The following is a 23,909-nucleotide window of genomic DNA, read 5'->3' as shown; positions in this document are numbered from 1 at the left end:
CACGGCCTCCGGGGTGCTCGCGTCGACGTCCAGCGCGGCGAGGGCGGCCACGACCGCGCCGTCCGAGGCCGCGACCGAACGGTCCGGCGAGGGGCTGTAGGAGGTGGCTACGCCGTGCAGGGCGGCGAGCCGGGCCAGCGGGGTCTCGGGCACTGGGCTCGAACCCCCTGGGTCTTCTTGCATCTAGACCCCCGATGCGGCGCCGTGGGACGTGGGTTCACTGGTGAGGGGGGCCGCGTCGGTGAGGGGCGGCTCGCTGGTGAGGGGTTCGGCGTCGGGGAGCGGAGGCTCGCTGGTGAGCGGGATGTCGGCACAGGGGCCCTCGGCACTGAAGACACAGACCTGGGGTTCGTGGAGCTCGTAGGGCTCCGCCGTGCGTTTGGAACGGGCCGGGGTCGGGAGGTGAGCCGGGGCGGCCATGGGGGTCTCCTTTGTCGTCGTACGGCGATGGGGTGCGGGTCCGGGGTACTCCAGCCCTACCCAGCGGACGCCGCCGCAGACGTGGGTGGCCGGACATCGTGGTTTTGCTCACTTGTACGGAGGGGTCCCGACTCCTCGGCACCGGCCGTGGACGAACCGTTCCCTGTTCCCTGTTCCCTGTTCCCCGTTCCCCGTTCCCCACTGTTTCCCCCGTCTCGCCGTCTCGCCGTCTCTCCGCCTCTGCCGTTTCCCGATCACTATTCACTCAGTACATGTACTCAGTGCATACTGATCTCCATGAGCACCCGTCACATCCTGCTGGGCCTGCTCGCCAGTGGGCCGAGCCATGGCTACGACCTCAAGCGACGGCACGACGAACGCTTCCCGCAGGCCCGCCCGCTGGCCTACGGGCAGGTCTACACGACCTTGCAGCGGCTGGTCCGCGACGGACTCGCCGAGCTCGACGGCACCGAGGCGGACAGCGGTCCGGAGCGGACGATGTACCGCTCGACGGACGAGGGGGCGCGTGAACTGGCCGCGTGGGCCGGGGAGATCACGCCGCCCGCGCCGTTCGTCACGAACGAGATCTTCGCCAAGCTCGTCGTCTCGATCCTCGCCGACGGCGACCCGGTCGCCTACCTGCGGGCGCAACGCACCGCGCACATGGCACGCATGCGGGAGCTGACCGCCGTGAAGACCGCGCCGGGAGCCGATCTCGCGACCGTGCTCGCGGCGGACTACGCCCTCAACCATCTCGACGCCGATCTCCGCTGGATGAACACCACCGCGGCCCGGCTGACCACCCTGACCGCGGAGGTCGACGCAGCATGAACGAGAAGAACCCCAGCCCGGTGCCGCTGCTCGCGGCCCGTGGCCTCGCCAAGGAGCACGGCAGGACGCGGGCGCTGCGCGGCGCCTCGGTGGAACTGCGCGAGGGCGAGATCCTCGCCGTCACGGGGGCCAGCGGCAGCGGGAAGTCCACGCTGCTGCACTGCCTCGCGGGGATCGTGCGGCCCGACGAGGGCTCGGTGGCGTACGCCGGGAAGCGGCTCGACCGGCTCCCCGAGAAGGAGCTGAGCGAGCTGCGCCGGACGGACTTCGGGGTCGTCTTCCAGTTCGGGCAGCTGATACCGGAGCTGACGGCCGTCGACAATGTCGCGCTGCCGCTGCTGCTGGCCGGCACGGCCCGCACGGAGGCCCGGGAGCGGGCCGGTGAGTGGCTGGAGCGGTTCGGCGTGCGCGGGCAGGAGGAGCAGCGGCCCGGTGAGATGAGCGGCGGCCAGGTTCAGCGGGTGTCGCTGGCGCGGGCGCTGGTGACCACGCCGAAGGTGGTGTTCGCGGACGAGCCGACCGGGGCGCTGGACTCGCTGGCGAGCGAGCAGGTGATGGCGGCGCTGACGCACGCGGCCCGGGAGTCCGGCACGGCGGTGCTGCTGATCACGCACGACGCGCAGACCGCGGCGTACGCGGACCGCGAGGTCATGCTGTTGGACGGGGCCGTGGTGTCCGAGGCGGACGCCGCGCTGGAGGTGTCCCGGTGAGCACGCTGGCGAACGATCTCCGGCTGGCCGTCCTGCTGACCCGGGGCTCCGACCGGCGGGAGTGGTGGCGGGTGACGATGACCGCCCTCGGGGCGGCCCTGGCCACCGGCTTCGGCATGGCGGCGGCCGCACTGGCCTCGCTGGAGGGCCAGTACAGCGTGCAGTTCGGCAGCGGGCTGCTGAACCACCCCGGCGAGCGCTCCGGGGTGATCGTCACCCTGTTGCTCCTGCTGGTCCCGGTGCTCGGGTTCCTCGGCCAGTGCACCCGTGTCGGCGCCCTGCACCGTGACCGGCGGCTCGCCGGACTGCGGCTGGCCGGAGCGTCGGTCACCCAGGTACGCAGGATCGCGGCGCTGGAGACGGCGGCGGCCTGCCTGGTCGGCTCCCTGGTCGTCACGGTCTTCTTCGGGCTGCTTCTGCTGGGCGTGTGGTCCAGCCCGCCCGTCCTGGCCTGGGTCGGTATCGCCCTGGTGGCGTTGGGGGTACCGGCACTGGGCGCGGTCGCGAGTGTGCTGGCGCTGCGCCGGGTGGTGGCCTCTCCACTGGGCTGGGTGCGCCGGGTGCGGCCGGGCACGGGCCGTGGGCCCGGGTGGGTGTTCCTGGGCGCGGTGGTGCTGGTGGTGCTCGGGGCACTGCTCGCCGTCGCCAACACCAACCGCGACATGCCTGACAGTTCGCCCAGTCAGGCCCCGCTGACCATCTCCGGCGCACTGCTCGCGGTGGGCGCGGGCGCGGTGTGGCTCTCGGGCACGGTCTCGAAGTTCACCGGCCGGCTGCTCGCCGCGCGCGCCGAGACCCCGGCGGTGCTGATCGCCGCCGAGCGGCTGCGCGACGACCCGTGGGCCTCGGCCCGGACCCACGCGGCCGTCCTCATGGGGACCGTCGTGGGCAGCGGGTTCATCGGCATACGAGAGGCGCTGCTCGCGCAGGTGAACAGCACCGACTACCTCGCCGAGAGGTCCTTCTACGTCACCGGGCTGAACCTGGTGGCCGCCGCGATCCTCGTCGGTTTCGCCATCACCCTCTTCGGGCTGGCCGTCGGCACCGCCGAGTCGCTCTCCGCCCGCCGCCGGGGCCTGGCCGCACAGGTCGCCGCCGGGGTGCCGTACGAGGTGCTGGGGCGCGCCCTGCTGCTGGAGACCGCGCTGCCACTGGCGCCGTCGATGCTGGTGGCCGGGGCCGGGGGCACGGCGATCGCCATCTGGTACGCCCTGGCCGTGGGCGGCGTCTCGATCCTGCCACTCGGGGCACTGCTCGTCCCCCTCGCGGTGTACGGGGCCTGTCTGCTGGCGGCGGCCACATCGCTGCCGCTGCTGCGCCGGTCGGTGCGTCCGACGGAGCTGCGGTACGCCTAGGCCCGCAAGACCCGGCGTCCCAGGAGACACGGGGGTGTTCCTGGGCCACGGGAAGAGGCGGCGGAGCAGTGGGGGCGCCCGGAGAAATCCGGGCGCCCCCACTGCTCCGCACAACCGCGAACGCGCTTCGCGCTACTTCGGCACCCCCGAAGGCGCGATCGGCGTCGCCCGTTCCGACTGCGGTGACGTGCTGGACGCGTAGGCCGACGGGGCCGCCACGCCGGCCGTCGGGTCGGCGTCCGGGTTGTCGGCCGCGAGGGCCGGGGCGCCGCCCACGATGGGGATGTCGGCGGCGTCGAAGGCCTTCTTGATGCGCCAGCGCAGTTCGCGCTCGACGGTGAGGGCCTTGCCGGGCATGGTCTTGGCGGAGACGCGGACGAGCATCGAATCCAGGAGCACGTCGTCGAGGCCGAGGACCTCGATGGGGCCCCAGAGGAGCTCGTTCCAGGGGTCCTCCTTGCTCATCGCCTCGCCGACCTCCAGGAGGGTGCGGCGGACCTTGTCGAGGTCCTCGTCGTAACGGACGGTGACGTCGACGCCGGCCGTGGCCCAGCCCTGGGAGAGGTTGCCGATGCGCTTGACCTCGCCGTTGCGGACGTACCAGATCTCGCCGTTGTCGCCGCGCAGCTTGGTGACGCGCAGGCCGACCTCGATGACCTCGCCGGAGGCGACGCCCGCGTCGACGGTGTCGCCGACGCCGTACTGGTCCTCAAGGATCATGAAGACGCCGGAGAGGAAGTCCGTGACCAGGTTCCGGGCGCCGAAACCGATGGCGACGCCCGCGACACCTGCGGAGGCCAGCAGCGGGGCGAGGTTGATCTCGAAGGTGGCGAGGACCATCAGGGCGGCGGTGCCCAGGATGAGGAAGGACGCCACCGAGCGCAGTACCGAGCCGATGGCCTGGGAGCGCTGGCGGCGGCGCTCGACGTTGACCAGCAGACCGCCCAGGGTGCCGCCCTCGACGCCCGGGACGGAGCGGTTCATCCGGTCTATGAGCTTGGTGATCGCCCGCCGGACGAACACTCTCAGCACCGCCGCTATCACCACGATCAGCAGGACGCGGAGACCGATGGCCAGCCATGTGGACCAGTTCTCCTCCACCCAGCTGGCGGCGTTGGTCGCGCTCTCCTGGGCGTCCTCCAGTGACGGCACCGCGGGGGTCGTCGACGTCTCCGAGGGGGACGGCGACGGCGAGGCGGCGGCCAGTAGGAGGGACAGGGAAGAAACGGACGACACGGCGGATACCTCCAGGTGCGTTATCTGCCCTCCGGTGCGGCGGTCAAGATCCGTCGGGTCACGGATGGGTCACCGGACGGGCAGGCCCACCACACTAACGGGGCATTGTGTGGAGGTCGTCGCCATGTTCGAGGGAGACAGGGCGCTCACCAGGGAGTGAAGGGAGCACGCGGCGGGGGATGAATCAAGGTGTGGTCGAAAACACTCCCAGCCCGTTACCGGGACATGGTGGCGCTTCCACCAGGCATGAGGGGAGACTGACTACGGATCGTCCACGGCGCGAGCCACGCGCCGCCGGCGTACAAGGAGGCATCCGTGCCGCACGTCCTGGTCCTCAACGCGTCGTACGAGCCGCTCGGTGTCGTACCGCTCCGCCGCGCGCTCGTCCTCGTCCTGGAGAACAAGGCGGTCTCCCTGGAAGAATCCGGCGCCTACCTGCACAGCGCGACCGTCACAGTCCCCGCACCCAGCGTGGTCCGGCTCAAGCGATTCGTCCGGGTTCCCTATCGGGGGCCCGTTCCTCTGACCCGTCGGGCGCTGTTCGCCCGCGACGGGGGCCGGTGCATGTACTGCGGTGGCGTCGCAACCAGCGTCGACCACGTCATCCCGCGCAGTCGCGGGGGCAAGCACGTCTGGGACAACGTCGTCGCGTCGTGCCGCCGTTGCAACCACGTCAAGGCCGACCGCCATCTCGTCGAGATCGGCTGGCGGCTCCGTCATAAACCCGCTCCGCCCACGGGTCTGGCCTGGCGCATCATCGGCACCGGCCATAGGGACCCGCGCTGGCTGCCCTACCTGCAGCCGTTCGGCGCGGACGACGCGATGGCCCGGATCGACGGCATCTCCGCCTGACGGTCCGGGTTTTTGCATGGCCGGGTGCCCCTCCCCGCGGGGCACCCGGAACGCTCACATCCGGTTGACCTGCGGATTCTTTACCGTCTTCACAGGTACCCCGCGTTCCCCACACAAGAGTGATCGCCTAGTGTCACTCCCATAGAGGGCCCTTGTTCTGGAGCGCAACGCCCAGGGGCCCGCTTCGAATGTGGGGACTCATGCGCAAGCTCGCCATAGGCGCCGTCGTGTCCGGCGCCCTGGCTCTCACCGGCCTGGCCGCGCCCGCCGCGCTGGCCGACTCGCCGGACCTGACCTTCGGCGCCGTCACGGTCAACAACGGCAAGCCGATCGCGGTCGGCACCAAGGCCAAGGTGACCGTGCCGGTCACGTACAGCTTCACCCGGCCGTCGGATCTCGCCATCGACTACAAGAACGACTTCCTGGGCGTCGCCCTGTACCGGGGCGCGCTCTCGGAGCCCGACAACGCCATCGAGGGCTCCTCCAGGAAGCCCACCTGCACCACGACGGCGACGACCGACACCACGGTGACCGAGTCCTGCGCGACGACGCTCACCATCGCTCCTCGGGATTCCCTCTTCGAGGGCGCGGACGCCACCACCTGGAAGGCGGCAGCCGTCTACACCGAGACGGCGATCGACGAGGACGACTCCGACGACCACATCGGCTTCCACCTCGGGACCGACGTCTGGGGCAACCTCGGCACCACCAAGCTCCAGCGGATCTCCAAGGTCACGGTCAACGCCGCCCCGGAGCCGGTCGTCAAGGGCAGGACCCTGACCGTCAAGGGCAAGCTCACCCGCGCCGACTGGAACACCAGCAGCTACGCGGGCCACAAGGGCCAGAAGGTGACCCTCCAGTTCAAGGCCAAGGGCGCCACCGCCTACACGGACGTGAAGACGGTGACCTCCGGCACGGCCGGCGCCCTGTCCACCACCGTGAAGGCGTCGAAGGACGGCTCGTACCGCTACAAGTTCGCCGGTACGTCCACCACCGCGGCGAAGACGTCCGCGGCGGACTTCGTCGACGTGCAGTGACATGAGGTAGTGCCGTCCCGCGTCGCGGGGCACCGCCCCCGGGTAACGACTCCGTTGCCCGGGGGCTTTTTTGTTGGCCGGATATTGACGCCCCTCTGGTCTAGTCCTATCGTCCTGGCATCCGACAGGAAACTTTCCTAACAGTTGACAGGTGGCGGATCATGGCAGGAACCCCCCGTGTACTGCGCGCCATGAACGACCGCGCCGCCCTCGACCTGCTGCTGGAGCACGGGCCGCTCTCCCGGACCCGGCTCGGCAGGCTGACGGGACTGTCCAAGCCGACCGCCTCGCAGCTCCTGGCCCGACTCGAAGCCGCCGGGCTCGTGATCGCCACGGGCACCGGTACGGACGGGTCCGGCACGGGCGGACCCGGCGAGAGCGGATCCGGGGCGGGCCGACCCGGCCCCAACGCCCAGCTCTACGCGGTCGACCCGACCGCCGCGTACGCCGCGGGCCTGGACGTCACCCCCGAACGCGTCCTGGCCGCCGTCGCCGACATCACCGGCCGCACGGTCGGCGAGCACGCCGTCCCCACCCCCGGACGACGCCCCGCCGAACCCGTCGTACGGCAGGTCACCACCGCCCTCGACGGGGCGGTCAAGGCCGCCGGACTCGTCCGGTCCGACGTACGCCGGCTGGTCATCGGCACGCCCGGCGCCTTCGATCCGGGCACCGGGCGGCTGCGGTACGCCTCGCACCTGCCCGGCTGGCACTCCCCCGCCCTCCTCGACGAACTCGCCGCCGCACTGCCGATGCCGGTGGAGTACGAGAACGACGTGAACCTCGCCGCCCTCGCCGAACAACGGCTGGGCGCGGCCAAGGGCCACGAGGACTTCGTCCTGCTGTGGAACGAGGGTGGTCTCGGCGCCGCCGTGGTTCTGGGCGGACGGCTGCACCGGGGGTTCACCGGGGGCGCCGGCGAGGTCGGGTTCCTGCCGGTCCCCGGCGTACCGCTGGTCCGCCATGTCACCAAGGCCAACAGTGGCGGCTACCAGGAACTCGCCGGTTCGCAGATCATTCCCCGGCTCGCCCGTGAGCTGGGGATCTCCCCGGTGCCGGAGGGGCCGTACGCCGAGGTCGCGGCGGCGCTGGTCGCACGGGCCGCCGCCGACATCGGCTCCGCGCCCCAGCGACAACTTCTGGCCACCTACGCCACCGGGCTCGCCACGGGTATCGCTGCGCTCGTAGCCGTACTCGACCCCGAACTCGTCGTCCTCAGCGGTACGGCGCTGACCGCCGGCGGCGAGCCGCTGCGAGCCCTTGTCGAGGCCGAGCTGGCGGAGCTGGCCGCGGCCAGGCCGCGGCTCGTTCTCGGTGACGTGCGCGAACACCCCGTGCTGCGGGGGGCGCTGGAGAGCGCGCTCGCCATCACCCGTGACGAAGTCTTCGACACCTCACGCTGATTGATCGTCCAGAAACTGCGGGCCGTCCGTGGCTGGTCGCGCAGTTCCCCGCGCCCCTGAGGCTTCCCGGGCGCATCCCTCCCTCTCACCACCCTTCCTCCCTCAGGAGACCCCGCCATGTCCGGAATATCCAAGAAAGCGGCGATCGCGCTCGCCACCGCCGCCTCCCTCTCCTTCCTCGCCACCGCCTGTACCGGTGAGGCCGGCACCGCCGCCTCCGACGACCCGAACGGCAGGACGACGATCACCTTCTGGCACGGGTGGAGCGCGCCCGGCGAGGTGAAGGCGATCCAGGCGAACGTGGACCGGTTCGAGAAGGCGCACCCGAACATCACGGTGAAGGTCGTCGGGAACATCAACGACGACAAGCTGAACCAGGCGCTGCGGGCGGGCGGTTCGAACGGGCCCGACGTGGTGTCGTCCTTCACGACGTCGAACATCGGCAAGTTCTGTTCGTCGGGGGCGTTCCTCGACCTGTTGCCCTTCATCGAGAAGTCGAAGCTCGACCTCGACAAGATCATCCCGAAGCCGATGCTGGACTACACCCAGTTCGAGGGCACCCGGTGCGCGCTGCCGCTGCTGGGTGACGCGTACGGGCTGTACTACAACAAGGACGCGTATCGGAAGGCGGGCATCAAGGCGCCGCCGAAGACGTGGTCGGAGTTCGCGAAGGTCGCGAAGAAGCTGACCAAGGCCAAGGGCGACAGCTACTCGCAGCTCGGGTTCATGCCGAACTACCACGGCTACGAGACGGTCGTGGACCACTACATGTCGCAGTGGGACCACGCGTACTTCAACGCGGAGGGCGAGTCGAACATCTCCGAGGACCCGGCGTTCGCGGAGATGTTCAGGTACCAGAAGAGCCTGGTGGACTCGCTCGGCGGCTTCGCGAAGCTGGAGAAGTACCGGAACACCTTCGGTGACGAGTGGGGGGCCAAGCACCCGTTCCAGACCGGCCAGGTGGCCATGCAGCTGGACGGCGAGTGGCGGCTGGGGATGGCGAAGGAGGCCGGGACCGACTTCGAGATCGGCACCGCGCCGATGCCCGTGGCCGACGACGAGGTCGACGAGTACGGCAAGGGCTTCCTCTCCGGCACGGTGATCGGCATCGCCCCGCAGAGCCGGAAGCAGAACGCGGCCTGGGAGCTGGTGAAGTACCTGACGACCGACACCGAGGCCGTCGTCTCCTTCGCCAACGCCATCCACAACGTGCCGTCCACGTTCGCGGCCCTGAAGTCGCCCGACCTGAAGGTGGACGAGGGCTTCCGGACGTTCCTGGACATCGCCCAGAACACGCACTCGAACACCCCGCCGGCCTCCATCAACGGCTCGACGTACCAGACGACGCTCCAGGACTTCGGCTACCAGTACGAGTCCGGCAAGGTGAAGGATCTGCAGAAGGGTCTGGAGAAGACCGCGGCGCAGATCGACACCGACATCGCGCAGGCGAAGTAGCGGTACGGGAAACGGGATCCGTCCGATGTCCACGCACTCCCCGCGCGTGTCCCTCGCGTCCACGCACACGCTCCGTTCGAAGCGCCGCCGGTCGGCGCTTCGGACGGTGGCCTTCCTGTCACCCTGGCTGATCGGGTTCGGCGTCTTCTTCGCCTATCCGCTGGTGTCGACCGTGTACTTCTCGCTGATGAAGTACGACGGCTTCGGTACTCCGGTCTTCCGCGGCCTGGGCAACTGGTCCTACGTCTTCGACGACTACCCGCTGTTCTGGCCGGCCCTGCGCAACACGCTCTGGCTGGTCCTCGTGATGGTGACCTGCCGGGTGGTGTTCGGGCTCGGCGTCGGTCTGCTGATCACGAAGATCAAGACCGGCGCGGGTGTCTTCCGCACCCTCTTCTACCTGCCCTACCTGGCCCCTCCGGTCGCCGCGACCCTCGCCTTCGTCTTCCTCCTCAACCCCGGGACCGGGCCGGTCAACTCCGTCCTCGACGGGCTGGGCCTGCCGACGCCCGGCTGGTTCACGGACCCCGCCTGGTCCAAGCCGGCGCTCACCGCGCTCGCGCTGTGGGGCGTGGGCGACCTGATGGTCATCTTCATGGCCGCGCTGCTCGACGTGCCGAAGGAGCAGTACGAGGCCGCCGAGCTGGACGGGGCGTCGGCCTGGCAGCGGTTCCGGTTCGTGACGCTGCCGACCATCTCCCCGATCGTGATGTTCGCCGTGGTCACGGGCGTGATCCAGACCATGCAGTACTACACGCAGCCCCTGGTGGCCGGGAAGGTCGCCTCCGGCATCATCGGCGGCTCCGGCCAGCAGTTCGAGCCTGGCTACCCGGACAAGTCGACGCTGACGCTGCCCCAGCTCGTCTACAACCTCGGCTTCCAGCGCTTCGACTACGGCTCCGCCTGTGTGGTCGCCCTCGTGCTGTTCGCCCTGTCGATGGTGTTCACCGCGCTGCTGATGCGGCGCCGGGGCGGACTGATCGGAGCGGGTGACTGATGACCCAGGCAACGCAAGTACAAGTACTCGACAAGCCGGTGGCATCGGTCACCGCCACGGCGAGTGAGCGGACAGCCCGCCGCCGGGCCCTGCTGGAGTGGATCGCGGTCCACTCGCTGGGCGTGGCCGTCGCGCTCTTCTTCACCCTGCCGTTCGTCTTCGTCGTGCTGACCTCCCTGATGGGCGACCAGCAGACCCTCACCCGTGACCTGGTCCCGGACACCTGGGAGTGGAGCAACTACCGGCAGGTTCTCGACACCCCCGGCTTCCTGACCTGGTGGAAGAACACCCTGATCTACGCGGGCCTCGGCACCGCCCTGACCGTCGTGTCGTCGGTCCCCGTGGCGTACGCGCTCGCCAAGTTTCGTTTCCGGGGCCGTAATCTGGCGTTGATGCTGGTCATCTCGATGATGATGCTGCCGCCGCAGGTCGTCGTGATCCCGATGTACCTGTTCTGGGCCAAGCAGATGGACCTGTCGGGCTCGCTGTGGCCGCTGATCATCCCGATGGCGTTCGGGGACGCGTTCTCCATCTTCCTGCTGCGGCAGTTCCTGATGACCATCCCCAACGAGTACCTGGACGCGGCCAGGGTCGACGGCTGCGGCGAACTGCGCACCCTGCTGCGGGTCGTCCTGCCGATGGCGAAGCCGGGCATCGCGGCCGTCGCGCTCTTCCAGTTCTTCTACGCCTGGAACGACTACTTCGGCCCGCAGATCTACGCCTCCGAGAACCCGGCCGCCTGGACGCTCAGTTACGGCCTGGAGTCCTTCAAGGGCGCGCACCACACCGACTGGAATCTGACCATGGCCGCGACCGTCCTGGTCATGGCCCCCGTGATCCTCGTGTTCTTCTTCGCTCAGAAGGCGTTCGTCGAGGGCGTCACCCTGACCGGCGTAAAGGGTTGATCCACGTATGCAGTGCCTTCCCGGGGGACGACCCCCGGCCCCCCGGCCGTCTCTCGGCGTACCCCGTGTCCTGAAGTCAGGGAGTCCTCTGTGAAGCTCACCGTGGTCGGCGGAGGGTCGACCTACACACCCGAACTCGTCGACGGGTTCGCCCGGCTCAGGGACACGCTGCCGATCGAGGAGCTGGTGCTCGTCGACCCGGCCGCCGACCGGCTGGAGCTGGTCGGCGGCCTGGCCCGCCGGATCTTCGCCCGCCAGGGGCACCCCGGGCGGATCGTCACCACCGGCGACCTGGACCGGGGCGTCGAGGGCGCCGACGCCGTCCTCCTCCAGCTCCGCATCGGCGGCCAGGCCGCCCGCCTCCAGGACGAGACCTGGCCGCTGGAGTGCGGCTGCGTCGGCCAGGAGACGACCGGCGCGGGCGGCCTGGCGAAGGCGCTGCGCACGGTCCCGGTCGTCCTGGACATCGCCGAACGCGTCCGCCGTACCAACCCCGACGCCTGGATCATCGACTTCACCAACCCGGTGGGGATCGTGACCCGCGCCCTGCTCCGGGCCGGCCACAAGGCGGTCGGCCTGTGCAACGTGGCGATCGGCCTGCAACGGAAGTTCGCCGCGCACCTGGGGGTGACCCCGGCCGAGGTCCACCTCGACCACGTGGGCCTCAACCACCTCACCTGGGAGACCGGTGTCCGCCTCGGCGGCCCCTCGGGCGAGGACGTCCTGCCGAAGCTGCTGGCCGACCACGGCGACACCATCGCCGCCGACCTGCGCCTGCCCCGCCCCGTCCTGGAGCGTCTGGGCGTGGTCCCCTCCTACTACCTGCGCTACTACTACGCCCACGACGAGGTCGTACGGGAGCTGGCGACCAAACCCTCGCGGGCCGCCGAGGTGGCCGCGATGGAACGGCAGTTGCTGGAGATGTACGCCGACCCGGCGCTCGACGAGAAGCCCGCGCTGCTCGCCAGGCGGGGCGGGGCCTTCTACTCGGAGGCGGCCGTGGACCTGGCCGCGTCGCTCCTGGGCGACGGGGGCAGCCCGTACCAGGTGGTGAACACCCTCAACCGCGGCACGCTGCCCTTCCTGCCCGCCGACGCGGTGATCGAGGTGCAGGCCGCCGTGGGCAGGCAGGGGGCGGCACCGCTGCCGGTGCCGGCCGTGGACCCGCTGTACGCGGGCCTGATGGCGAACGTGACCGCGTACGAGGACCTGGCCCTGGACGCGGCCCTGCGCGGCGGCCGGGACCGGGTGTTCCGGGCGCTGCTCTCCCATCCCCTGGTCGGGCAGTACGAGTACGCCGAGGCCCTCACCGACCGGCTGGTCGCACACAACCGGGAGCACCTCGCGTGGGCGTGAGCGACGGCGTGCGCGACAACGTGCGCGCGGGGCCGGCCGACGGCGGGCGTACGGGTTCGGGTGCGAGCGGGCGTACGGGCACGAGCGGGCGCGGCGGCGGGCGCGGGAGTGTGCTCGCCGTCGACGCGGGCAACAGCAAGACCGATGTCGCCGTGATCGCGCCGGACGGGGAGGTGCTGGGGTCGGCGCGCGGCGGCGGCTTCCAGCCGCCGACCGTGGGCGTGAGCGTGGCGGTCGACGGCCTCGCGGGGGTCGTACGGCAGGCGTTCGCCGAGGCCGGGGTCGGCTCGGTCGACCATGTGTCGGCGTGTCTCGCCAACGCCGACTTCCCCGTGGAGGAGGAGCGGCTGGCGGCGGCGCTCCGCACGCGCGCGTGGGGCACGACCGTCGAGGTCCGCAACGACACCTTCGCCATTCTGCGGGCCGGCGTGGCCGAACCGCGGGGCGTGGCCGTGGTGTGCGGCGCCGGCGTGAACTGCGTCGGGATGCGCCCCGACGGCCGTACCGCCCGTTTCCCGGCGCTCGGCCGCATCTCCGGGGACTGGGGCGGCGGCTGGGGCCTCGCCGAGGAGGCGATGTGGCACGCGTCGCGCGCGGAGGACGGCCGGGGCGGCCCCACGGCCCTCGCCACCGCGCTGCCCGCGCACTTCGGCCTGGACTCCGTGTACGCCCTGGTCGAGGCCCTGCACCTGGAGCACATCCCGGCGATCCGCCGCCACGAACTCACCCCGGTCCTCTTCGCCACGGCGACCGCCGGCGACCCGGTGGCCCGCTCTTTGGTGGACCGCATGGCCGAGGAGGTGGTGGCCATGGCGACGGTCGCCCTGACCCGTCTCGACCTGCTCGGGGAGGAGACCCCCGTCCTCCTCGGCGGCGGTGTCCTCGCCGCCCGGCATCCCCTCCTCGACGCCCGGGTCCGCGAGGCGCTGGCGGCCGCCGCGCCCAAGGCCGTCCCCGGGGTGGTCACGGCCGCCCCGGTGCTGGGCGCGGCGCTGCTCGGACTGGACCACGTGGGAGCGCCGAGGACCGTGCACGCGCGCGTGCGTGCGCATTACGAAGGAGGGTGACCCGGCGGCCCGCGCCACCCCTCGAATCTCCCCCTCGAACGCGTTCGAACCCCCAGGGAACCGAACCCGACCGAAGCGCGTATTCATGGGCAGGGGGTGGTGCGGGAAGCCTTGTGCTGCGCCGGAATTCGACAAGCACAGCACGTACGGACACGATCGGGGAACAAGATCGAGTCAGGGTCTGTGCGATGTCAGTCCCGACGGCGATACTTGCGGCCGTGCACCTCTGTCCGTGCGAGCGGGCGGAAGAGCTGGACGGATGACCAGGGGGAGGTCAGGTGACATTGACGCCGGAGGGCAGCGCGGTACCGACGGCACCACCCGCGGGCCCGGCCCCGGCCGTGCCGCCACAGGCCTCGCACCCGCCGAGGCCCCCCGTGCCGTCCCCGGACCCCGACGGCGGCCCGCCCCGCCGGACGGCGTTCGCGGAGGGTGTCGACCAGCTGCGCGCCGCCGCGACGACCGAGCCCGGCCGACTGCGCATCATCGGCGCCGTCCTCGCCCTCCTGGTCGTCGCGTTCGGTTCCGTCACCGCCTGGCAGATGAACGACCGCTCGGCCGCCGCCGACGACGTACTCCACGGCAGCCAGCCCCTCAGCACGGCCGCGGCCGAGATCTACAGTTCCCTGGCCGACGCCAACACGGCGGCCTCCAGCGGCTTTCTCGCGGGGGGCCAGGAGACGAAGGACTCGCGCGAGAGATACGAGGAGGAGATCGAGAACGCCGCCAGGAATCTGTCCATCGCCGCCTCGGCCTCGGAGCCCGGCTCGGAGTCCGAGAAGCTCGTCTCGCAACTGAACGCCCTGCTACCGGAGTACAAGGGCCTGGTCGAGCGCGCCCGCGCCAACAACCGGCTGGGCTACCCGCTGGGGGGCGCGTACCTGCGCTATGCGAACGACAAGATGCAGGACGACATGCTCCTGAAGGCGAAGAAGGTCTACGACAACGAGAACGCCCGGCTCCGCGACGACTACGCGGACGCCACGTCGTATCCGTGGGCCGCGATCGGTCTCGGGGTCCTCGCCATCGGCGGCCTCGTCTGGGCCCAGCGCCGTAACTACCAGCGTACGAACCGGGTGTTGAACCACGGTCTCGTCGCGGCGACGGCCGCCTCGACCGTCGTCCTGCTGTGGCTGGCCGGCGGTCACACCCTCGCCCGCTCGGGTCTGAACGACTCCTATGAACACGGCGTGCGGTCACTGACCGTCCTGAACGACGCGCGCATCGCCTCCCTCACCGCCCGCGGCAACGAGAACCTGACGCTGATCAGCCGGGGAGCGCAGACCACCACGATCGAGGTCGACGGCAAGCCCGAGGTCGTGGACGAGTTCGACAACGAGTTCAAGGTGGAGATGGCCGGGCTCAAGAAGCACCTGGCCGCCGCCGAGCGACTGGCCGACGACGCCAGCGGCGAGAAGCCCGTCAAGGCCGCCGGCGCCGGCATGGAGGCGTGGCTGGACCGGCACAAGAGCGCCCGCGACGCCGACGACAAGGGCGACTACCAGTGCGCTCTCGACCAGGTGATCGGTGGCGAGTCCACATCCGACTGCGAGGACGGTGACAAGCCGACCGGCGAGTGCTTCGACGAAGTCGACAGGAACCTGGGCATCGCGAGCAAGTACGAGGCGAAGGAGTTCGAGCGGGCGGCCCAGGGTGGCCGCGACGCGATGCTCGGGCTCCCCGTGGGTGCCGCGATCCTGGCGGTATTGGGCGCGGCGGGCGCGGTGCTGGGCATCGGGCGCAGGCTTTCGGAGTACCGGTGACGACGGCGGGAGGGGACACGGTGGAAGGGGTCGCGATGAACGCGGTACGACGCCTGCGGGCCGGTCTCAGGGGCTGGGGCGGTGTGGGCGCGATGGCGGTCCTCTGCGCCCTGGCCGTGGTCTTCGCCCTCGTACTGCCGGTGAGCGGGACACGCGGCGACGGCGTCACGGGCACCGGGAGCCAGGGGGTCGCCCGGGGCACGCAGGCGCGGGCGGACGACTGCAAGGAGAAGAGCGACCCGCAGAACCGGAGCCTCAGCCCCTCCTCGGACGAGTCCGGCAAGACGATTCAGCGGATCAAGGACAACGACTACATCACGGTCGGCGTCGACCAGAACAGCTTCCGCTGGGGCTACCGCGACCCGAACAGCACGAACGACGACGCCCAACTGGAGGGCTTCGACATCGACATCGTGCACCGCATCGCCGAGAAGATACTCGGCGACCCGGACAAGGTGCGCTTCAAGGCGATTCCCACGAACCAGCGCATCCCCGCCCTCCAGAAGGGGACGGTCGACATGGTGGTCCGCACCATGACGATCAGTTGCGATCGCATGGACGAAGTCGCCTTCTCGCAGCCCTACTTCAGGACCGGGCAGCAGGTTCTGGCCCCCATGTCCTCGACGATCAAGGGCTACGACCAGACGCTTGCGGGCAAGACGATCTGCGCGGCCAGCGGCTCCACCGCCTGGGACACTCTGGACGCCGACCAGAAGTCGGGCAAGCTGCCCGCCTCCGCAGACATCACGTCCGTCAACCCGCCCAACCAACTCGACTGTCTGGTGCGGCTTCAGCTCGGCGAGGTCGACGCCGTGGTCACCGACAGCGCCCTCGCCGCCAGTCAGGCGGCACAGGATCCGACCGTGCGGTTGATGGGCGAACCGTTCACCACGGAGTACTACGGCGTGGCGATGAACCGGGACGCGAAGGATCTGGTACGCCGGGTCAACCAGGTACTGGTGGACTATCTCAAGGACGGCTGGCAGGAGTCGTACGACACCTGGCTGTCCGGGACACTCGGCGACAACTCGGCTGAATCCCGGCCGCCTTCCCCCCAGCAGTACAGCGACTGACGTACAAGGACCGCATTCAACTGACGGACACCGACAGCAGCGAGAGGTGATCGATGGGCGTCGCGGGATCCACCGGGCCGGTGATGGACCGGGACGAGGTGGACCGTGCGCTCGCGCGGCTCGGCGCGGAGCACGAGGCCATCGAGACCTCGCTGCTCGCCCTGCAGGACCACGCGGGACGCAGGCTGCTCGAGGGCGCCGCGCTGACCGGCGTCACCAAGGAGCGCTGGACGTCCGCGGACGCGTCGATCACGCTGCTGTGGGCGTACTTCGACGCGTACGCGGACGCGCTGCGCTCCGCCCGGGAGATCCGTTCACGGCGCCGCTGGTCCAGTCGTGAGGACCTGGTGGAACTGACCGAACTCCTGCGCGGCGAGGCGGTGACGGTCGCGGGCAGTGCCACCGCGATGGCGAACGCACCGACACTGCAGGGCACGAGCCGGCTCAGCGAGCGGTTCTCACTGGTCTCCCTCGTGGACCGGATGAACGACCTGTACGCGTCCTCGCTGGACATGGTCGTGGCCGCCGACGCGGTGTGGTCGGCGCTGCCCGCCCGGATCGATCTGCTGGCCGCCGAGCTCCAGCGCACCCGCCAGCTCGCGCACTCCGTCGGCGTACGCCCCGGCGAGCATCCGGCCGGCGACGACCTGGAGCAGATCACCCGCACCCTGACCCGGCTCCGTGAGCAGGTCATCTCCGACCCGCTCGCCTTCTGGGTCCCCTCGCCGGGCAGTTCGGCGCCCGGCGGCGGCCGCCCTGACACGACCACGTACGACCGCGAGGCACGCGCCCTGGAGGACGTACGGCGGGAGATCGACGCCGTGTTGACGGTCCGTCAGGACGCGGAGTCGCGGCTGCTGAAGCTGCGGGACGTGCTCAGCCGCGCGGACCGTACGCTCGCCGAGGCGCGCAGCGCACGCGGTGAGGTGTTGGCGAAGATCGCCGCGACCGAGGTGCCCGTGGTGAGCGGCCCGCCGACGGTGTTGCAGGAGCAGCTGGCGATGGCGGCGGAGTACCGCAGACACGCGCAGTGGCACCGGCTGTCCCCGCTGCTGGAGTCCCTGGAGCAGAAGGCGGACGACGAACTGCTGCGCGCCCGGGAGTCGTTGACGGCGGTCACCGCGCCACTGGCGATCCGCGCGGAGCTGCGCGGCCGGCTCGACGCGTACAGGGCGAAGGTCGCCCGGCACGGCTTCGCGGAGGACTCGCTGCTGATCGAGCGGTACGACGCGGCGCGGCGCATGCTGTGGAGCGCCCCCTGCGACCTGCGCGTGGCCGAGATGACCGTGCTGCGCTACCAGCAGGCGGCCGCCGAGTTGCTGGGCCAGTCGGTGCCGGCCCGGCCCGCGCCCCAGGACCGCAGGGAGGAGGAATCGTGAGTCAGACGGACGAAGGCCTAGCAGGCGAGGGCCAGACGGGCGAAGAGGATCCGCAGCAGTCGTGTCAGCGGCCCGGTTGTTCGGGATCGTACGAGGACATGGGCGGCGGCGAGCTGTACTGCGACACCTGCGGTCTGGCACCGGTCGTCTCGGCGAGCGGCATGGTCAACTCCCCGCCCACCGGCATCACCGGGGGCGGCAGGGGCTCGCGCGGCTCCGGTACCAGCAGTTCGCGCTCCTCGCGCTCGTCCGCGCGCTCCTCGCAGTCCCGGCGCTCGGTGTCCGGGCGCCTCTCGCGCGCCCTGTCGGGCAGGACGACGGGCCGCTCGGTGTCGGTCCGCAGCTCCGGCAAGACCGCCGGCTCCTCGGGGCGGGCCCGGCTCGGTGTCGGTCTCGTCCAGGTCCCGGACGTGCCGCGTCCGGACCCGCGCGCGATGGTCCTGGAGACCGCCGAGGTGCCCGAGCGCAAGCGGTTCTGCTCGCGCTCCGACTGCGGGGCGCCGGTCGGGCGGGCACGCGGTGAGCGGCCGGGGCGCACGGAGGGCTTCTGCACCAAGTGCGGGCACCCGTACTCGTTCGTGCCGAAGCTGCACGCGGGCGACATCGTGCGTGGGCAGTACGAGGTCGTGGGCTGTCTCGCGCACGGCGGTCTGGGCTGGGTCTATCTGGCCATCGACCGGGCGGTGTCGGACCGGTGGGTCGTGCTGAAGGGCCTGCTCGACACCGGCGACCAGGACGCGATGGCCGCCGCGATCTCCGAGCGCCGCTTCCTCGCCGAGATCGAGCACTCCAACATCGTCCGTATCTACAACTTCGTCGAGCACCTCGACCAGCGCACCGGCTCGCTGGACGGGTACATCGTCATGGAGTACGTCGGCGGCAAGTCCCTCAAGGAGATCGCCAACGACCGCCGCACCACGGACGGCCGCCGGGACCCGCTCCCGGTCGAGCAGGCGTGCGCGTACGGCATCGAGGCCCTGGAGGCGCTCGGCCACCTGCACAGCCGCAACCTGCTGTACTGCGACTTCAAGGTCGACAACGCGATCCAGACCGAGGACCAGCTCAAGCTGATCGACATGGGCGCGGTGCGCAGGATGGACGACGACGAGTCGGCCATCTACGGCACGGTCGGCTACCAGGCGCCCGAAGTCGCCGACGTGGGCCCGTCGGTGGCCTCCGACCTGTACACGGTCGCCCGGACGCTCGCGGTCCTCACCTTCGACTTCCAGGGCTACACGAACGTCTTCGTGGATTCGCTGCCCGACCCCGACAACATCGAGGTCTTCCGCCAGTACGAGTCCTTCTACCGTCTGCTGGTCCGTGCCACCGACCCGGACCCGGCCCGTCGGTTCGCCTCCGCACAGGAGATGTCGGAGCAGCTCACCGGTGTGCTGCGGGAGGTCGTCTCCCTCCAGACGGGCCGGGCGCGCCCCGCCCTGTCCACGATCTTCGGCCCCGAGGTGAAGGTCACGGACACGGAACTGTTCGCGAAGCTGGACTGGGATGTGTCCCGGCTGGGGACGCGGGTGATTCCGGTGGGCAAGGGGCTCCGGCGAGGCAAGGCGGTGGCCGCCCGGAACGGGGGTTCGGCTTCCGCATCACCTGCCGGGAACGGTGGCTCTCCTTCCGCTTCGCCTGCCGGGAACGGTGGCTCTCCTTCCGGTACACCTGCCCGGAACGGTGGCTCTCCTTCCGGTACGCCCGCTCTGCCGACCGGCGGTGCCGCCACCGTTCCGGCCCGGCTCACCAGGGAGCTCGACACCGCCGCCGCGGCCCTCGCGCTGCCCGTGCCGCGCGTGGACCCGGGGGACCCGAACGCCGGGTTCCTGGCGGGGCTCATGGCCTCCGCGCCCACCGAGCTGATCACGGCGCTGCACTCGGCCCCCAGCGGCTCGCTGGAGCTGCGGCTGCGCGAGTTGCGGTCCCGACTGGAGATGGGCGAGTTCACCATCGCGCTGGCCACGCTGGACGCCCTGGAGCGGGACCACCCCGACGACTGGCGGGTGGTCTGGTACCGGGGCGTGGCGGCGCTCGCCACCGGCGACCACGAGAACGCCGCGCTGTCCTTCGACGCGATCTACGACGCCTTCCCGGGTGAGCCCGCTCCCAAGCTGGCCCTCGGACTGTGCGCCGAGGTGCTCGGGCAGCTGGACAACGCCGCCGAGTACTACCGCCTGGTGTGGACGACCGACCCCAGTTTCGTCAGCACCGCGTTCGGGCTCGCCCGGGTGCGGCTGACCGCCGGGGACCGGCAGAACGCCGTCCACACCCTGGAGTCCGTACCGGAGGCGTCCATCCACTACACCGCCGCCCGGGTCGCCGCCGTACGGGCGCGGCTCAGACACCGTACGGAGGCGACGCCCGGGTCCGGGGCCGTGCCGTCCGGGACCCTGTCGTCCGAACCCGCGAGGTCCGAAGCCGTGCCGGACGCGCCGTTCCTGGACGACCTGATCGCTGCCGCCGGGCAGGTCGAGGCGCTCGGCGGGTACGGTCTGGACGCGGTGCGCCGCGAGCAGTTGTCCACAGAGGTCCTTGGCTGCGCCCTGGACTGGGTACTCTCCGGGGGGCAGGGTGTCGCGCCCCCGGCCGGTGAGCGGGTGCTGCTCGGCAGCGCGCTGGACGAGCGCGGCCTCCGCTTCGGACTGGAGCGGTCGTACCGCACACTGGCCCGGCTCGCCCAAGGCGGCGAGGAGAGGATCGACCTGGTGGAACGTGCCAACCGTTACCGCCCCCGGACGTGGGTGTAGTTGATGTCGCAGATGCCCCAGCCGACCGCGCTGACGAAGTGCCCGATCTGCGAGTGGCCCCTCGCCTCGGACGACCGCTTCTGCGGTGCGTGCGGCCATGACCTGTCGGCGGCGTCCGCGCCGCCGCAGGACCAGCCGACCGTCACCCTGAACGGGACGGCGGGTGACGCGCCCGACGAGGCCGCGCCCGTGGACTGGCCCCTCGCCTCCCAGCCCAGCACCGACACGCCCCCGCCGGTGGTCCGCCCCACCGACATCCCGGGCACGGACTCCGGCGGCGGCGAACTGCCCGGTCCGGGGCGGGGCGTACGGTTCGACCGGCCCCGCGAGCCCGACGAGTACCCACTGGCCGCGCCCCAGCCGCCGGATCCGCGCACCGCCGACCTCGCCACCCCGCCGGCCGGCACGAAGGTGTGCGTGGCCTGCCGTGCGGGCCACGTCGACCGGGACGGCTACTGCGAGAACTGCGGGCACGCCCAGCCGCGTGAACGCGACCACATGGAACTGGAGTTGGGCGCGGTCGCCGCGGTCAGCGACCGGGGTCTGCGCCACCACCGCAACGAGGACTCGTTCGCGATCTCCTCGACCGCGCTGCCGGACGGCTCCCCCGCGGTCGTCGCGATCGTCTGCGACGGCGTGTCCTCCGCGACCCGCCCCGACGACGCCTCGCTCGCCGCGGCCCGCGTCGCCAACGAGACGGTCCTGGACTCGCTGCCGCGTGGCACCCACCCGCAGCAGGCCCTGCACGACGCGATCGTCGCCGCCGCAGGCGCCGTCAACGCCCTGGCGGAGGAGCCGGAGACGGCCCAGGAGCACGCCCCGCACCAGAACGCGCCGGCGTGCACCATCGTCGGCTCCGTCGTCACCCCGACCCTGCTCGTCGTGGGCTGGGTCGGCGACAGCCGCGCCTACTGGGTCCCGGTCGACCGGAGCGCACCCCCGGCACGGCTCACCGAGGACGACTCGTGGGCGGCACAGATGGTGTCCGCGGGACTGATGAGCGAGGCCGAGGCGTACGCCGACGAGCGCGCCCACGCGATCACCGGCTGGCTCGGCGCGGACGCGTACGAACTGGAGCCGCACACCGCTTCCTTCAAACCGGACCGGCCGGGTGTAGTGGTGGTGTGCACCGACGGACTGTGGAACTACGCGGAAGCCGCCGAGGAGATGGCCGAGGCGGTGCCCCTCGACGCGGCCGAGCGGCCGCTGCACTGCGCGCAGGTTCTGGTCGGCCGGGCCCTCGACGGCGGTGGCCACGACAACGTAACAGTGGCCGTCATGCCGTTCCCGGCACCTCCTCAGGGGGCAGGATCGGCCTGAGGGTGCTCGCGGGCGGGGTGTCCGCGGGCGCCTCGGCGGCCGGACGGGAAGGGCCGACGGGCCGGAGGGGACCGGTCCGGTACGGGCACGCACAGTCATACGGGCACGCACAGTCATCACCCCACAGGCTGTGGGGCCAACAGTGGGGCTGCTAGGGGGATCAGAGTAGGCATGGCCAAATTCTCGAAGTCGAACGTGCCGCAGTTCTCGGTCGAGGTCTACCAGAACGAGTACCTGCCCGAGGGCGGCCACGAGGTCAACGCCATCGTGACGGTCAGCGCGACCGGCGGCGGCACCATCGGCAGCGCGGTCGCCGCGCCGCACCTCTACTCGCCCGGCCAGGGCCCGTCCGCCGCCGTGGCGCTCATGGTCGACTGCTCGGGGTCGATGGACTACCCGCCGACCAAGATGCGCAACGCCCGGGACGCCACGGCCGCCGCGATCGACACCCTGCGCGACGGCGTCCACTTCGCGGTGATCGACGGCACCCATGTGGCCCGGGAGGTCTACCCCGGCGGCGGTCGGCTCGCGGTCGCCGACTCCGCCACCCGGGACCAGGCCAAACAGGCGCTGCGCAGGCTCAGCGCGGGCGGCGGCACCGCCATCGGCACCTGGCTGAAGCTCGCGGACCGGCTGCTCGCCTCGGCGGACGTCGCCATACGCCACGGCATCCTGCTCACCGACGGCCGTAACGAGCACGAGTCGGCACAGGACCTGAAGGCCGCGCTGGACGCCTGTGCCGGACGGTTCACGTGTGACGCGCGTGGAGTGGGCACCGACTGGGAGGTCAAGGAGGTCACCCAGATCGCCTCCGCGCTCCTCGGCACCGCCGACATCGTCGCCGACCCCGCCGCCCTGTCCGCCGACTTCACGCAGATGATGGAGGCGGCCATGGGCAAGGAGGTCGCGGACGTCGCCCTGCGGCTGTGGACCCCGGTCGGCACCCAGATCAAGTTCGTGAAGCAAGTGGCGCCCACGGTCGAGCCGTTGACCGACCGTCGCACCGAGTCCGGGCCGCGCGCCGGGGACTACCCGACCGGCTCGTGGGGGGACGAGTCCCGCGACTACCACGTGTGCGTCGAGGTGCCGGCCGCGTCCCTCGGCCAGGAGATGCTGGCCGCCCGCGTCTCTCTCGTCATCCCCCAGCCCGACGGCACGGCACAGAACCTCGGCGCGCAGGGTCTGGTGAAGGCCGTGTGGACCGACGACATGGTCGCGTCCACGTCCATCAACCCCCAGGTCGCGCACTACACAGGCCAGGCCGAACTGGCACAAGTCATCCAGCAGGGGCTCGATGCTCGCAAATCCGGTGATTTCGACGGCGCGACGGCCAAGCTGGGACGGGCCGTTCAGCTCGCCAGCGCGTCGGGCAACGCGGATACTGCGAAACTGCTTGCGAAGGTGGTGGACGTGGTCGATGCGGCGACAGGTACTGTGCGACTGAAGGCGAAGGTCACGGAGGCCGACGAGATGACTCTCGAAACACGGTCGACAAAGACTGTTCGTGTAAAGAAGTAGGAAGAAGCAACCGGAAACACCGCTGCACGTCAGCCTGACGCCCCCAGCGGAAATCCGGGCAGAACCAGCCACACCGGCCCGTCGCGGCCACAGGAACCGGCCGTGAGGCCGGAAAGGAGAGGGGGAAGCGCCGACATGCCGACCTGCCCGAACGGACACCAGTCGGGTTCCGACGACTGGTGCGAGGTCTGCGGTCACCGTATGGCCGGTGCCGTACCCCCGCCGCCCCCGGGCGCCGGTTACGGATACCCGCCGCCCGGTTCGCCTCCCCCGCCTCCGGGCCCGGGCGGTCCCGGGGGTCCCGGTGGACGCCCGCACCTCGCCGCCCAGCCGGAACTCTGCCCGCAGTGCCGCACGCCCCGTGAGGGCGGCGCGCCCTTCTGCGAGGAGTGCCGGTGGAACTTCCTGACCAACACCGCGACGACGTACACCCCGGCCGCGCCCCGGCCGTCGGCGCCCGGACCCGGCGCCGGTCAGGGTGGTCC

General features: G+C 71.1%; 20 protein-coding genes and 1 pseudogene. 18 read left to right on the top strand and 3 right to left on the bottom strand.

Features of this window, described 5'->3' with window-relative positions; translation table 11 throughout:
* The coding region (locus tag AWZ10_RS53730) for a hypothetical protein (RefSeq protein ID WP_244172515.1) at positions 1–183 on the bottom strand (183 nt) is incomplete at its 3' end.
* The gene (locus tag AWZ10_RS18065) at positions 184–420 is read right to left on the bottom strand and encodes a hypothetical protein (protein ID WP_046709735.1); all 237 of its coding nucleotides are present in this window, start codon (positions 418–420) and stop codon (positions 184–186) included. It lies immediately after the preceding gene.
* 297 nt (positions 421–717) lie between these two features.
* Here AWZ10_RS18065 and AWZ10_RS18060 point away from each other — a divergent pair, with 297 nt between their 5' ends.
* The 3 genes from AWZ10_RS18060 to AWZ10_RS18050 are packed head-to-tail and all read left to right on the top strand — an operon-like array spanning position 718 to position 3,316.
* A complete protein-coding gene (locus AWZ10_RS18060) occupies positions 718–1,251 on the top strand; it encodes a PadR family transcriptional regulator (protein ID WP_046709734.1) in 534 nt (177 codons plus the stop codon).
* Positions 1,248–1,961 carry an ABC transporter ATP-binding protein gene (locus AWZ10_RS18055; protein WP_046709733.1) on the top strand — a complete coding sequence of 238 codons (714 nt, stop codon included), beginning with the start codon at positions 1,248–1,250 and terminating at the stop codon, positions 1,959–1,961. The genes AWZ10_RS18060 and AWZ10_RS18055 overlap by 4 nt, the downstream gene beginning before the upstream one ends.
* Complete coding sequence (locus tag AWZ10_RS18050) at positions 1,958–3,316, top strand: hypothetical protein (protein WP_060891574.1); 1,359 nt, start codon at positions 1,958–1,960, stop codon at positions 3,314–3,316. Before AWZ10_RS18055 ends, AWZ10_RS18050 begins: the two co-directional genes overlap by 4 nt.
* A gap of 132 nt (positions 3,317–3,448) precedes the next feature.
* On the opposite strand, the gene AWZ10_RS18045 is transcribed toward AWZ10_RS18050, so the two are convergent.
* A complete protein-coding gene (locus tag AWZ10_RS18045) occupies positions 3,449–4,552 on the bottom strand; it encodes a mechanosensitive ion channel family protein (protein ID WP_046704110.1) in 1,104 nt (367 codons plus the stop codon).
* A gap of 315 nt (positions 4,553–4,867) precedes the next feature.
* On the opposite strand from AWZ10_RS18045, the gene AWZ10_RS18040 reads away from it, so the two are divergent.
* From AWZ10_RS18040 to AWZ10_RS47805, 15 genes and pseudogenes are all read left to right on the top strand, one after another.
* Positions 4,868–5,404, top strand: a complete 537-nt coding sequence (locus tag AWZ10_RS18040) for an HNH endonuclease (protein WP_037703166.1) — start codon at positions 4,868–4,870, stop codon at positions 5,402–5,404.
* Positions 5,405–5,604: 200 nt separating this feature from the next.
* A complete protein-coding gene (locus AWZ10_RS18035) occupies positions 5,605–6,441 on the top strand; it encodes a hypothetical protein (protein ID WP_046704114.1) in 837 nt (278 codons plus the stop codon).
* A 161-nt stretch (positions 6,442–6,602) separates the two neighbouring features.
* Positions 6,603–7,844, top strand: coding sequence for an ROK family transcriptional regulator (locus AWZ10_RS18030; protein WP_060891573.1), 1,242 nt, complete (start codon positions 6,603–6,605; stop codon positions 7,842–7,844).
* Between the two features lie 117 nt (positions 7,845–7,961).
* A complete protein-coding gene (locus AWZ10_RS18025; protein ID WP_060891572.1) occupies positions 7,962–9,299 on the top strand; it encodes an ABC transporter substrate-binding protein in 1,338 nt (445 codons plus the stop codon).
* Positions 9,300–9,324: 25 nt separating this feature from the next.
* Positions 9,325–10,296, top strand: coding sequence for a carbohydrate ABC transporter permease (locus AWZ10_RS18020; protein WP_046704107.1), 972 nt, complete (start codon positions 9,325–9,327; stop codon positions 10,294–10,296).
* Positions 10,296–11,201, top strand: a complete 906-nt coding sequence (locus AWZ10_RS18015) for a carbohydrate ABC transporter permease (protein WP_046704106.1) — start codon at positions 10,296–10,298, stop codon at positions 11,199–11,201. The genes AWZ10_RS18020 and AWZ10_RS18015 overlap by 1 nt, the downstream gene beginning before the upstream one ends.
* 90 nt (positions 11,202–11,291) lie before the next feature.
* On the top strand, positions 11,292–12,557 hold the full coding sequence (locus AWZ10_RS18010) for a 6-phospho-beta-glucosidase (protein ID WP_060891571.1): 1,266 nt from the start codon (positions 11,292–11,294) through the stop codon (positions 12,555–12,557).
* Positions 12,558–12,667: 110 nt separating this feature from the next.
* Positions 12,668–13,624, top strand: coding sequence for an N-acetylglucosamine kinase (locus AWZ10_RS18005; RefSeq protein ID WP_060891575.1), 957 nt, complete (start codon positions 12,668–12,670; stop codon positions 13,622–13,624).
* A 278-nt stretch (positions 13,625–13,902) separates the two neighbouring features.
* The gene (locus AWZ10_RS18000) at positions 13,903–15,387 is read left to right on the top strand and encodes a hypothetical protein (RefSeq protein ID WP_173531485.1); all 1,485 of its coding nucleotides are present in this window, start codon (positions 13,903–13,905) and stop codon (positions 15,385–15,387) included.
* 35 nt (positions 15,388–15,422) lie between these two features.
* On the top strand, positions 15,423–16,460 hold the full coding sequence (locus AWZ10_RS17995; protein WP_173531484.1) for a glutamate ABC transporter substrate-binding protein: 1,038 nt from the start codon (positions 15,423–15,425) through the stop codon (positions 16,458–16,460).
* 53 nt (positions 16,461–16,513) lie between these two features.
* On the top strand, positions 16,514–17,839 hold the full coding sequence (locus AWZ10_RS17990) for a hypothetical protein (protein ID WP_046704104.1): 1,326 nt from the start codon (positions 16,514–16,516) through the stop codon (positions 17,837–17,839).
* Positions 17,836–20,586, top strand: a complete 2,751-nt coding sequence (locus AWZ10_RS17985) for a serine/threonine-protein kinase (RefSeq protein ID WP_060891569.1) — start codon at positions 17,836–17,838, stop codon at positions 20,584–20,586. The genes AWZ10_RS17990 and AWZ10_RS17985 overlap by 4 nt, the downstream gene beginning before the upstream one ends.
* A gap of 3 nt (positions 20,587–20,589) precedes the next feature.
* Entirely contained in the window at positions 20,590–21,906 is a 1,317-nt protein-coding gene (locus AWZ10_RS17980) for a PP2C family protein-serine/threonine phosphatase (RefSeq protein WP_046704102.1), read from the top strand.
* A 171-nt stretch (positions 21,907–22,077) separates the two neighbouring features.
* On the top strand, positions 22,078–23,424 hold the full coding sequence (locus AWZ10_RS17975) for a vWA domain-containing protein (protein ID WP_060891568.1): 1,347 nt from the start codon (positions 22,078–22,080) through the stop codon (positions 23,422–23,424).
* A gap of 135 nt (positions 23,425–23,559) precedes the next feature.
* Positions 23,560–23,909, top strand: a pseudogene (locus AWZ10_RS47805) (FHA domain-containing protein); the annotation flags it as partial.

Origin of the sequence: Streptomyces europaeiscabiei (genome assembly GCF_001550375.1) — a bacterium.
GTDB classification, from domain to species: Bacteria; Actinomycetota; Actinomycetes; order Streptomycetales; family Streptomycetaceae; genus Streptomyces; species Streptomyces europaeiscabiei.
Note: the sequence above shows the minus strand (reverse complement) of the source record. Positions and strands in the feature narration are given on the sequence as shown.